Origin of the sequence: Bacteroides sp. 4_1_36, from assembly GCF_003466325.1 — a bacterium.
Lineage (GTDB): Bacteria > Bacteroidota > Bacteroidia > Bacteroidales > Bacteroidaceae > Bacteroides > Bacteroides uniformis.
Window position 1 is genome coordinate 572998 of the sequence record NZ_QSOX01000001.1, and the last position, 12696, is coordinate 585693.

10 protein-coding genes are annotated in these 12696 nt (G+C 42.1%); 5 read left to right on the forward strand and 5 right to left on the reverse strand.

Annotated features, from left to right (window positions below; translation table 11 throughout):
• From tssD to DXD65_RS02760, 5 genes are all read left to right on the forward strand, one after another.
• Positions 1 to 199: type VI secretion system tube protein TssD (gene tssD, locus DXD65_RS02740; RefSeq protein ID WP_304650830.1), on the forward strand; the 199-nt coding region annotated here is incomplete at its 5' end.
• A gap of 94 nt (positions 200 to 293) precedes the next feature.
• Positions 294 to 2051 carry a type VI secretion system Vgr family protein gene (locus tag DXD65_RS02745; RefSeq protein WP_101602690.1) on the forward strand — a complete coding sequence of 586 codons (1758 nt, stop codon included), beginning with the start codon at positions 294 to 296 and terminating at the stop codon, positions 2049 to 2051.
• A 39-nt stretch (positions 2052 to 2090) separates the two neighbouring features.
• Positions 2091 to 6317, forward strand: a complete 4227-nt coding sequence (locus DXD65_RS02750) for an RHS repeat-associated core domain-containing protein (protein WP_101602689.1) — start codon at positions 2091 to 2093, stop codon at positions 6315 to 6317.
• A gap of 16 nt (positions 6318 to 6333) precedes the next feature.
• On the forward strand, positions 6334 to 6855 hold the full coding sequence (locus tag DXD65_RS02755; RefSeq protein WP_101602688.1) for an SMI1/KNR4 family protein: 522 nt from the start codon (positions 6334 to 6336) through the stop codon (positions 6853 to 6855).
• Between the two features lie 282 nt (positions 6856 to 7137).
• Complete coding sequence (locus DXD65_RS02760; protein ID WP_101602687.1) at positions 7138 to 7389, forward strand: hypothetical protein; 252 nt, start codon at positions 7138 to 7140, stop codon at positions 7387 to 7389.
• Positions 7390 to 8191: 802 nt separating this feature from the next.
• Here DXD65_RS02760 and DXD65_RS02770 read toward each other — a convergent pair.
• The 5 genes from DXD65_RS02770 to DXD65_RS02790 form a co-directional block, all read right to left on the reverse strand.
• Complete coding sequence (locus DXD65_RS02770) at positions 8192 to 9211, reverse strand: hypothetical protein (protein WP_101602684.1); 1020 nt, start codon at positions 9209 to 9211, stop codon at positions 8192 to 8194.
• A 15-nt stretch (positions 9212 to 9226) separates the two neighbouring features.
• The gene (locus tag DXD65_RS02775; RefSeq protein WP_101602683.1) at positions 9227 to 10816 is read right to left on the reverse strand and encodes a phage terminase large subunit; all 1590 of its coding nucleotides are present in this window, start codon (positions 10814 to 10816) and stop codon (positions 9227 to 9229) included.
• A 3-nt stretch (positions 10817 to 10819) separates the two neighbouring features.
• Positions 10820 to 11254, reverse strand: coding sequence for a DUF5675 family protein (locus DXD65_RS02780; protein ID WP_101602682.1), 435 nt, complete (start codon positions 11252 to 11254; stop codon positions 10820 to 10822).
• Between the two features lie 341 nt (positions 11255 to 11595).
• Positions 11596 to 11817, reverse strand: a complete 222-nt coding sequence (locus DXD65_RS02785; RefSeq protein WP_101602681.1) for a hypothetical protein — start codon at positions 11815 to 11817, stop codon at positions 11596 to 11598.
• A gap of 379 nt (positions 11818 to 12196) precedes the next feature.
• Positions 12197 to 12373 carry a histone H1 gene (locus DXD65_RS02790; RefSeq protein ID WP_032532785.1) on the reverse strand — a complete coding sequence of 59 codons (177 nt, stop codon included), beginning with the start codon at positions 12371 to 12373 and terminating at the stop codon, positions 12197 to 12199.
• Positions 12374 to 12696: the final 323 nt, after the last annotated feature.

Sequence of the window (12696 nt, forward strand, 5' to 3'; positions counted from 1 at the left end):
GGAGGGAAAGATTGTCTACAAGAAAATCGAGGAGGATGCGAAGATGAAGGAAATCGAATTCAAGAACGCCTACATCGTACATTACAAGGAAACCCTCGATGTGAACAACGAAGTGCCAATGACAATTGCGCTGACCTTCTCGGCTGAGATGATCAACGTGGGGAACGCCGCTTTGGACAATCGCTGGCCGAAGAACTGATATTTTCAGATAATAGCACCGAATATTTATCCGTTGTCGTTTGTAAAAACAAGCGGCAACGGAAAATTTATCAATCTTTTAATATTCCGTTGCCATGCTGGAAGAAAAGAAAATATCAATAAACGTAGATGGTAATCCTCTACATTCGTTTCAACAGATAGTGCTGAAGCAGGTCATCAATAACCACCACTATTTCGAGATAAGCCTTGATATAGAGGTCGGAGAAGTTTATGCGGCACATTCTTTGGAAAAGGCTAAGAACTGGCTCGGAAAAAAGGTTTCCATACAGATGGGAAGCAATACATTTATGGGGATTGCCACCCATGTTTCCATGCACCGCTCTTCCGGAAACCATGGATATCTGCTTTTAAGCGGATACTCCACAACATATCTTTTGGAATCAGACTTGCATTGCGCTTCATGGCTGAACAAGACGCTTGCAAATATTGTCAATGAGGTCTGTGAAAAAGCGGGAGTAAAAGCACTTATCGCTCCTGAATATACAGAAAAAATAGAATATGAGTGCCAATACAGGGAAAGTAATTTTGATTTTATCAGAAGGTTGGCACGGCAATACCATGAATGGCTGTATTATGATGGGACACAGCTTATTTTCGGGAAACCCGCACTTTCTTCTGCAATTCCCTTAACATACGGGCGGAATCTCCATAGTCTTGATATCTCCATCCAGACCCTTGCCCGTCCGTTAGCCGGGCAGTCCTACCATTCACCGGACAATCAAAAATACGATTCCAGTTCCCCTGATGCGCCTAAAGGATTGAATGCTTTAGGAAATTCGGCATTCCAATCCTCCCTGTCTTTATTCAAATCACCGGCCAACCAGTCAGCCGAACCGCGGGTAGCCAACAAAGGAGAGCTTGATTCTTATTTCCAGAAAAAACAGCAGAGTGACACTGCCGCCTCTCACTTCATAACCTGTGAAAGCGACTACTATTTGCTGACAGTCGGAAGTGTCGTTGATATAACAACCGCCATACATGCGGAAAAGTCCATTTTTATGGAACAAAGCCTCGGTTCGTATATCATTACCGAGATTACCCACGTGATAGGTACGGGAAATAACTATTATAACAGTTTCACGGCCCTCAGTTCTACGGTTGCAAGCATTCCGGCTCCGGATGTACCTCTGCCCGTGGCACAGACCCAGCAGGCTGTGGTAATCAGCAATGACGATCCTAAGAAACAGGGCCGTGTGCAGGTAAAGATGCACTGGCAAACCGGAGGGATGCAGACCTCGTGGATTCGTGTAATGGCTCCGGATGCCGGTATGAGTGACAAAGTACCCTCGAACAGAGGTTTTGTATTTATTCCGGAAAAGGACGACCTCGTTCTTGTTGCCTTTCGTCATGACGATCCCAACCGCCCATTCGTGCTTGGAAGTTTGTTTAATGGAAAAACCGGAACCGGAGGAGACAGCGGGAACAAGAAAAAGAGCCTGACAACGAGAAGCGGCTGTACCATTACCATAGATGATGATGCCGGAAGTATTCTGATATCGGATCCGACAGGAAGCAAAGTCATGCTTAACGGAGACAAAACCATCACCATAGACTCGGAAGAAAAAATCACTTTACATTCCAAAGTGATTGAAATCTTTGCTGATGAAAAGGTCGACACCAAAGGAGACAAGGAAGTCTGTGTAAAAAGTGACAAGACATCAATTGAGGGAACTTCCGAAACGGAAGTTAAAAGTTCCACTATTGTAAAGACAAATGCACCGACCGTTGAAACGAATGGTACCCAAAGTGTTGCTATCAAAGGGACAACGGTGGATGTAGATGGAAAAACGATGACCAACATAAAGGGAGGAGTTCTGAATTTTAACATGTAGAGTTTTTAATGGAATAAACAGAAAAAACGGAAAACCATCATGCTTTTAGCCGACACACATATGACGACTGTAACGGGAGTTGACGTCCATACGACGACAGTTCCTCCGTATAATCCTATCCATCCTTATATCGGTATAGTGATTGATCCTGCGGACTATATCCCCTTTCTTGGGACGAATGTCACGATCAACGGTCTGAAGCGTGGTGTTTCCGATACGAGCGGTATTCTCCTGACCGGTTCCCATATTCCCCTGATGGGGGCATTTGCCATGGCTCCGGTCATCGGACATGAAAGCATGAACTTTTTCTCTTCGCAAAGTGTCTTTTCTGACGGTAGCCGCCTGAGTCCCAAGGGATACATGCTGATGACCTGTAACGATATAGGTCTTCCTCTCTCGGCAACATTTGGTAGCAGCAAGGCGGGAAAGAAAAAGCTGAAACCCACGCTGTTCTCGCCGACCTCCTTCTCCATACCCATGCCTACCGGCAAGCCCGTATTTGTGGGCGGTCCGTATATCCCCGATATCGGTGGGGCTGCAATGGGGCTGGTTTCCAGTATAGGTTTCAGCTCGCTTATGAAAGTGGCAAGAAAGAAAGGCAGCAAGCTTGGTAAAAAGATATTGACCGAATTCAATCATAAGGTACTCAAAAGTAAGGTGATGCAGAAAGTACCCGGTACCCAAAAGTTGTCCAAAAAACTCTGCAAGATGGGCTTTGAGCCTGTCGATCTTATCGGTGGCGTGGTAGTGTACGAGGGCATGGACTTCCATTTGCCTTCCCCTGTACCATTCGCATGGGAGCGCTCGTGGTACTCCGACTCCCTATATACCGGCTGGCTGGGACACGGGGTACACTGTCTCTATGACCGTAGCGTGCAGGAACTTCCCGAATTGGGGGCTGCCTCCCTACGTATGGAAGACGGACGTGCCGTGGCATTCCCGATGATTCCCCCTGGTGAAGATTTTTATCTACGTGAAGAACGCATGACCTTACGACATACGGATACGGGGTACGAAGCATACGACCATGATACCCAACTTACATCCGTATTCAATGTCAAGGAGCAGGGCGGCAAATCATACCGGATGAACCGTTTGATGAATCCGGATGGTCTTGGTATAGAATTTAATTTTTCCAATGGTAAACTTTCCGGCATCACTGATGCCGCAGACCGTCGGATAAGGGTGGAAACCGAATTGCGGGGCTTTATCACCCGTTTGTCCCTTGAGACAGACAAGGGTATGGAGACACTGGTGTCCTATGGGTACGACGATGACGGGAATATGAACACCATCACCGATGCGCTCGGCCAGACGACCCATATCGTTTATGACGGACACCTGATGGTGGAGAAGACCGACCGCAATGGGGACACTTTCTTTTGGGAATATGACAGCCTGGGGCGTTGCGTGCATACCTATGGTAAGGACGGCATACAGGAAGGACATATCGAATATCATCCGGAGAAAGGTTTTAACCTTGTTACCGATGCTACGGGCGGCGTGACGACTTACCGTTACCGTCCCGACCGGATTGTCACCTCTGTTGAAGATCCTCTCGGTAATACGACCCGGTATGAATACACGGAGCATTCCGAACTGTACCGGGTAATAGATCCCGAAGGGCGTGTGACGGGCTACGGTTATGACGCAGTCGGAAACCTTACTTCCGTAACCTATCCCGATGGTAGCGAGGAAACATACATATATGACGAGCAGGACCGACTTATTATCCATGTGGATGCATCCGGGAACAAAACACATCGGCTCTATGATGCCGAACGGGGACACCTTGTCACACGTACCATCGACCGCATGGGAGAAGTGACAAAGTTCGGCTATGATGATAACGGAATGCTCGTATCCATGACACGCGGAGATCGTGTGAGTGAATTGTCCTACGACAGCGGGTTCAACCTCTTGTCGTGGACGGAGAACGGAAAGATTCTCCGCCACTGGAAATATGACCATATGGGGCGTGTGACGGCCGAGTACTCTCCAAAGCTTCGTCCCGACAGTTTCGAGTATGATGCGCTTGGACGTGTCACGAGGGTCTATGCGCACGACGGCAATACCGTAGAATTGGGTTATGACGCCTATGAGAGCGTGACGGAAGCCCGTGATGCACACCGCCATGTGTATATGTCCTACACTCCTTTGGGAAGCCTTGCTTCACGTGTGGAGGATGGTAAGGAAGTACGCTTCCGTTACGATCGTATGGAGCGTTTAGTAGATGTGGTGAATGAACGGGGTGACACTTATAGCTTTATAAGAGATGCTGCGGGACAGGTTCACACAGAACGTGGTTTTGACGGTATGACCCGAAAATACACACGCAACCGTGCCGGGGAAACCATCCGTGTGGAGCGTCCCGGAGAACGATATACCGAATATGAGTACGATGCGAGGGGACGGGTATGTACCGTATCGTACCATGACGGGACAAGAGAGGAATACTCTTACGACAAGTCTGGTAATCTGACTATGGCAGCAAACGGCTCGGCACGCATCCGGCTGGAGCGTGATGCTGCGGGACGTGTAGTACGTGAGACCCGCTTGCTTCCCGGAGGCGACAGCCCGGTAGAGGTAGTTTCCGTGGAATCGGAATACGACCGTTATGGCGGACGTACAAAAGTACGTAGTTCTCTCGGTGCGGACATATCGCTGGGTTATGACAGTTTCGGTCTGGTCAGCAGTATAGATGCACGTGGTAATCATGCGGAAGATACACCCGCATGGCAAAGTGATATTCGCCGTGACGAAGCCGGACGTGAAGTGGAGCGTTTTGCCACCGGAGGTATCCGTGTCACAACGGACTACGATGATATGGGAATGGTTCGTTCCCGGAATGTTTACTCGGACGGACGACATACAGGCTTCCGCAGCTATCGGTGGGACGTCGGCGCACGGCTTATGAGTATGCGCTGTAATATGTTGTCGGAACCGGTGATGTTCGACTATGATGCTGTGGGCAATCTTATACGAGGCGACTATGGGATGTTCGACCGTATTTTCCGTACCCCGGACATTGTTGGCAACCTGTACAGAAATGAGAACCGCAAGGATCGTACATATGACCGTGGAGGACGTATCCTCAATGACGGGGAGTATAACTACCGATATGACTGTGAAGGCAATCTCGTGCAGAAAAGCCGTAGAAGTTTGACAAATATCCCAAAAGAAAGTAATAAACCGGGCATATTCCGTATCTTTGGTGGCGACAAAGCCTCGAAACAGGAATCTGAGACTTTGGCATGGCAACCGGGTGACACCTGTTACACATGGCTGGCAAATGGTATGTTGGGCAGCGTGATTACTCCAGAGGGCAAGACAGTAACTTTTGAGTATGATGCACTCGGCAGGCGAACGGCAAAAACCTCTGGAGGAATAACAAAGCAGTTCTGTTGGGACGGAAATGTGTTGCTGCACGAGTGGAGCATTCCAGAGATCGAGCGTCCGAAGCTTGTTACGGATGAAATGGGACGTGAAAGCTATGATCGTCAGGAAACGTTCTTTGACATTGTTACATGGGTGTATGACGGCATGTCGTTCACTCCTGTGGCAAAGGTAGCGGAGAACGAACGGTATACGATTGTGCAGGATTATCTCGGTACACCTACACAGGCGTATGACAGTAAGGGAAACCTTGTCTGGGAAATGTTGCTGGATGTGTATGGTGGTGTAAAGAGTTACATGGGTAAGCAATGCTTTATACCATTTAGGTACCAAGGGCAGTACGAGGATGAAGAAACGAATTTATACTATAATAGATTCAGGTATTACAATCCCAACAATGGAAATTATCTTTCGCAAGATCCAATTAAATTAAAAGGCGGTGGACGCTTATATAGCTATGCCCGGGATGTGAATACATCTATTGATATATTCGGATTAGATAGAGATCATATTATTTTTCTTTCAGATGGTGGTGGTGTTATACCTCCTCAAACTACTAATTCTGAAAATTTGCACGGAGTATTTACAATAGATGCTACAGGTTCTTATGTTAAGGATAGAGAAGCATTAGCAAATAAAATTGGAATAAATGATCCCGGTAGAAATTGGAGAGCACATCACATTGATTATGATCCTCAAACAAATACAATGAGAATGCAGTTTGTTCATCAAGACTATCATTCTTATTCACATGTCGGTGGAGCAGATGATTTTTACAAAGCTACTGGTTTCAAGTATGGTACCGATGAAGCTGTAGCTGAAGCTGCAAAGAGAAATGAATTAAAAGTGAAAGTAAATTGTTATAAATAATATAAAATTAAACAACATGTCAAATAAACCATTATTTATAAATAACCAAATTCCTTTTGAAAATCAATGGAAAAACTTGTCTATTAATGATATAGAAGAAGCTGTTCCCTATGATTTTTTTGGTAAAAAAGAATTTATAGAATTCTATTTAGTCACAAATGGGGGAAATTTTACAAAAGGAGCATATATTTATCGTGATAACTTTTATTCTATAACTAAAGGAGATTATAACTCTTTAGAAGTTGGTAGCTTCTTCAATATACCTTTAATTGGAGATAATGAAGATTCTGAATATACAATGTCTATTCCTGATGCCATTGATAGAAGACAAGGTCATTCTGATGAGTTTGATGAATTTACTCTATTTAACATCCCATTTGCTGATAATTTTGGAGATAATGACTTTTGGATTGATATTCAAACAGGAGAAATAAAATATGTAGATTATGAATCTTGTTATGATCCTAATGATGCAATTATTGTAGCACCATCATTTGTTGATTTCTGTCAAAAACTTCAAGATAAAAGACGATTGTAAAAGCCTCAATGACACTTCTTCTTTAAGCAAGAAAATCAAGTCAACCACGGATTCTTGTATGGATCATAATCCGTTTGAAACGTAGCCATTGTATCTGACTCTAATAGTTGGGTAGATATTTTTGGATTATTAAATGAATTTGGTGTTGCTGGTTACGGAAGTCCAGTTCATGCAAAAGATGGTTTTACTGCTCACGAATTATTACAGAATGCGTGGCTAAGGAACAATAATGTCATATCGGGTAGAGCAACTTCTAATACAGCAATTGCTTTACAAGAAAGTATGCACAAAAGAATTTCAAAATTACAAGCAAATTATGGTTTACATAACCCCAATGTATTAAAAGATCAAACAGCTTTACAGAACATAAATCGGAATACTGCGTTAACTCGTAGGGGAATTTATGAAGATTTAGTAAGTAGAGGATGGGACCCTGCTAATGCTAAAGCATTTGCTACTAAAAAAGCGATGGAGTTACGAGGCGAAGCAATAGACTTTGCAAATAATAATGGTTTAATTAAAGGATGTCATTAATATGTATTTGGTTGCTAAAATTAGTCAAGTGAAAGGAAAAAATATTGTTGGTCGAATTGGAGGATTAGAGGCTATAATTTCTATGTTTCTTTTCAAAACCCACAGAAGCCGGAGGAATATATCACAGTACTTGTCCCTCAAAGCTATGATGTTATGATTGATTGTAATATCTATCCTAATTGTTCTATTAAAGTATTTACTCACCCATTTTCTGAAGAAAGTGATAATATTGAATATACAATAAAACACATTAGAAAAAGCAATATTGTTGGCTATGAAAATAGTAATAAACCTCAATATTTAACATTCTCTGAATATCCAATATTGATACAAGAAGAAGATTACTATATAAAGGATCTAAATAAAGATAATTACATTTTTTTATACAAATAGATGAAGATTACTATCCAAATGATTTAATTGATGGTAATTATATCTTTGGATATGGAGCATTGTATCTATATAAAAATATTGATAACAATAAAATAATTGCAGGGTTTTGGCAGTATTCATAACTTGACAATGTGTATCAATTAAGAATTTATTTAAAGATTACAGTAGTATAACTTTAGTTTTAGGATTCGTTGTTTGGAGTGATAATTGAAATACTATTAATGGAGTTTATTAAAAAAAGAAGATAGTATGTTGGAAATTAATAAATAACCGAGATCAGCCGGATATGCTGTGAAGTAAAGAAACTACGGCCGGCACCGGTCATTCAACATGCAGGTTGCCATTGGCTATATCAAGATAAAAGACGATAGTAAAAACCTGAATAATACTTATTCTTGAAAAAAGGAAATCAAGTCAGCCACGGATTCTTGTACGGATCATAATCCGTTTGAAACGTTGCCATTTGCCAATCGGTCACAGGCTTCTTCTTTTCATCCAATTTACGAGGAATCTGCGGGTTGAGGCGTAGTTTAGCCGCATCATTCAGCCATTTCATGCTATCTTCGTAATCACGCATACGTACAACACTGACATTGTTCGGGGCAATCAATTTTGTAAGCTCATAGATTGCCAACCGAACCATGTGTTTCTTGAGATTATAATTGCGTGGATCATGCGGAGATAAATTCTGTCCAACAGTAGGGGTGTCTGCATTTACATCTGTTTCAGGATAGAATACATGTCCGTCGAAGACAATATATTCGTGTTCTGAAAGCTCATAGGCATTGTATTTCGGATCATAATCTGCGATAGCTCCCCAACAATCGGATTTCATAGGATCAAGATTATAATCGAAATTATTAAAAGTCATCAATGTATAGAATCCTCCATCGTATTCGACCACACTCCATAACGGATATTCAACAGGCTGCCATAAGGATGTTTCCATCTCTATCCAGCCGGTAACCATCGGAATACGAATATCATCGAACTTGTAGCCATTCTCTGAAAGACATGTATAGACAACTCCATTACAATTCACCTTATCGCCTGGATAATAGGTATTAAACTGGGAATAATTTATTACCTGTGCTATATCTGTATTGATATCGGAGCACTCTTCCCAATAAATAACTGTTGACGGCTTGCGATAACCACTGATGGAACGTATCACTTCATGAATTTGTCCTTCAAAGTAGATATGCACTCCCACCGGATAAGTAATGCGCCGGTCATAGTCGGCGATATATTTTCCTTTGGCGAGCTCTTTCTCCACTTCGTAATTCTCCGAGAGATATTCCACGATACTTATTTCTGCCGATTCTTCAGCCTGGACAAATCGCCCGTCATTGCCCCGTGTAAGCTGCGCAAGGGCTTCTTGAGTGATGATACCCAAATAATCGTTGTTATTGAGAAACCGTCTATACATATTCTTATTTCGTTGTTAATATGAAAATCCTTCCTGAATAACCGAGGTAGAAACCACATATCCGTTTCCGTCTCCGCCACTCTTAAACTTGTACCAACTGTCGCGCAGATAATAACATAGCAGATAGTCAAGGCAGTCGGACAAATGACCGTAACGCTCGTACTTTACACCGGTTTTCGGATCGGTAGTCTTCTGTTTATTCTTGGAACCGTCCTCGTTGCGGAGCTGATAAATCAAATCCTGTGTGAGCTTCCGACATTTGATGTCTATCTGTATTTCCCAGCCGTTGTAACCATCGAACACCTCGTTTACAAACTCACAGCGTGTCGCCTGCGGAGGCTGCTTTCGTAAAAGTTTTACTTTCGGGCGTAGAACTCCTTTACCAAAAGTGTCCGTAATGATGGTGTAGTTGTTAATTCCGTCCTCGTTAGTGGTGGAGCGCTGCAATCCGGATGGATCTCCTGTTACATCCACTCCGCCGATATGTTTGTCACGGTAAAGTTTCAAACGTACTTTTCGTGCCAATGCAGGTGTGTTATTTTCTTTTTCCTCCGGCTTACCGAGTATTTCCTCAAGTATATATACCTTCTTGTTGTCGTAGTCTATCTGTGAGGAAAGCACGGACATTTGGGGAGCGACGTTAAAATCCCAAACCGTAACAAGCGGTTTGGTAGGATCATATACTTTTTCTTTCAGCCCGGTAACAAGATGCCTGGAACCATCAAAACTGCGATAAATGGCCATATCGTTAGCTTCCACAAAGTCCCAGTTGCCATAAAGCAAGCGTTCCTTGGTGGCCTGATCCCGAATTTTGTTCAATGCAGCCTCGTAAACCTGACGAAAAGCAATATTCGGATTATCAAATACGGAAAACGGAATATAGGATTCACCTTCACGGCAAATAACTTTTTCACCATTCTCGTCTTGTACAAAACGGGAGCGCACCCAGTTAATCGTCGGATTGGTCGTGAGCAACATTCGTGGCGTCTTAAACGTTTCGTGGGTTCTCCAACGGAGACGGGAAAATAGCACCTCGACAGCCCGTTCGGAAATCTCCGATACCTCGTCCACCATAGCAATGGTATATTCGGACGAACCAAAACGTTCGAAGTTCGGGTCGCTGGGGATATCTGCCATCTCTTTCATGATAATAACCGAATCATTCCAGAATGTGAGTGTGCCTTCGAGATTGTTTATCTTGTAATTTATATCCTCTTTAAGTCCCCAATCTTTCAGTATCGACTTAATGGTATTCCAGGTCGATTCCTTCAATGATTTGAGTGTTTTACGGGCTACGACCGCACGAATATTCTCAAACCGGATACACGAGGATACCAACCATACGCTACCGATAAAAGACTTTCCGCCACCTGCCGCTCCGCCACCCAATATCAACTGTGGAAGATTTTGCGACCTACATTGCTTACATTGCGGCTTATACTGCGGATTCCTTTGCGGGTCGTAACCGACAAGGATTTGCTCTATTTCTCCACCGCAGTGGGGGCAATAATTAGGCTGCAACAACTTCCACAGTTCATATTGTCGTGGTGACGGTTTAAACTCGATATGCAGGTTTTTAGGCGGTTTGAGCCTGTTGACCGCCATTCCTTATACGATTTGAATGGTTATATCGGTTTCGGACTCAAGTATGGAATATAATTTCTGGAAAGTAGCACGGGATTCCAACACTTTCCCTTTAACCGTGTTATTTCCCACGATGATGCAGCCGGCAGAATCAGATTCGGTATTGCCGGAATGAATCAGGATACCGAGGAAATGGGGCACATCGTGCAGATACGGCATCTTTTTCTTATACTTGGGACTGTACTGAAGAGTGACTTTATATGTCCCAGCGGGAATGGCAGTTCTGGCATAGATCTTTTCCTTACAAGTACAAGAACAGCCATTAGGGGTATTAGGGCAAACAGCCGGAAGTTCTCTTACGGTATCTTCGATGGTGTTACAGAAAAATTTACCGTTGATGGACAAGTCGCCTATTGTATAGGTCGAGCCTCTGAATTTGCGATTGAGTGTTAGCTTCATACTTTGATACTATTTGTATCGAAAGAGTAGCGCCAACTATCGAATAGAGTTTATTGAGAATGTTTATAAGGTAAGATTTTAGAAAGTGATTATTGTCTTTGTTGTGTTGTAGGTACTCAATATCTAATGAAAAGTGTCAGAACCTCTTTAATAGACGGGGAAAAGTTTTTTCGTGGATTCGGCATTTTAATCTAATTAAAAAGTTGTATGAGATAAATCGTATATAACATCATAAAGAATATCGTCATAATACAATTAGTTACCCATAATATTCAGGCATTTCTCCGTCCAAGAGTTTTTAAGAATAGAAGAGGAATAGGATTTGTGTGTTATTCTGATACTTATAGCACTTTATACAAAGAAACGAGGGTTCTATTTTCTGTTTGAAACAAGAAATGACCGTTACTTAATATGCATTCATGAATATTGCTGTCATTCGGATCGGAGTCTAATAAACGCACAGCTTCATCTTTATCTATAACTTGCATCTCCACACCTTGTATTGTTATCAAAGTGGCATCTTTGGGAATCTTCATAAGTTCATTTAATAATGTACTTTTCATAATACTCTAATTCTTGGCCTGAAGTCCCGTCAAGCATTTTTATAATCAAAAGAAAACGTGGGACATAACTGTCGCACCGAGGTTCTGGTAAAACCTATCCGCAAACAAGTTAAGCCCACGCCAAAGCATAGGCGAAAACCGTTTGTCTTGCGGATGAATGAAATTTACCAGATTTCGGTGCATGACAAAAGCTAACGCTTTCTATTATTTTTTTTCTTTTGCAAAATATAAATAAAAACGAAATCCAACAATCAATGTAGTCTTATCAGTCTTTAAATATATGCAAAAGAAGTTCTGAGTTATTTTTTATCTTTCATAAATAAAAAAGTAAGCAACCAACATAAATTGTGACAGCTTTATTCTTTACTCAGAAAGAAAACTATTTTTTACTTGCCTCCAAAGATGCTTTACGGAACTCTTTAGCCAGTTTTTCCAATATTAAAGAATCCTTACGGGCACGAGTCCCGGCAGCCTTATTCTGTTTTTCCAATTGAAGCGTAGCATTTGCTTTAAACGTTTCATAAGTGTCCTGCATTTTTTCTAAAAGTTCTTTCATCGTTATTTTTATTTGAATTATAATATATCAGCAAAGATAGCAGATGATTGAAAGTTATTTTTTAGAATGCAGAAATTATTGCTTGATAGCACGAATATTTAACAAATAAATACATTTGTTTGTATATGGAAGATTGATTCCTAACATCAAGTTCCGGTTAACAAGATGTTTATATACAAATTCGATAACCTGAAAACAAGAATGGAGTATAAGGATTTAGAAGGTCGATTTTCCTATGTTTGATTGCCCTATGCGAAAAATATCATCCTTAATTCCGCAACACTATTATAAAATATTTTTTTTAAGTACCTGAGCAACAAAAA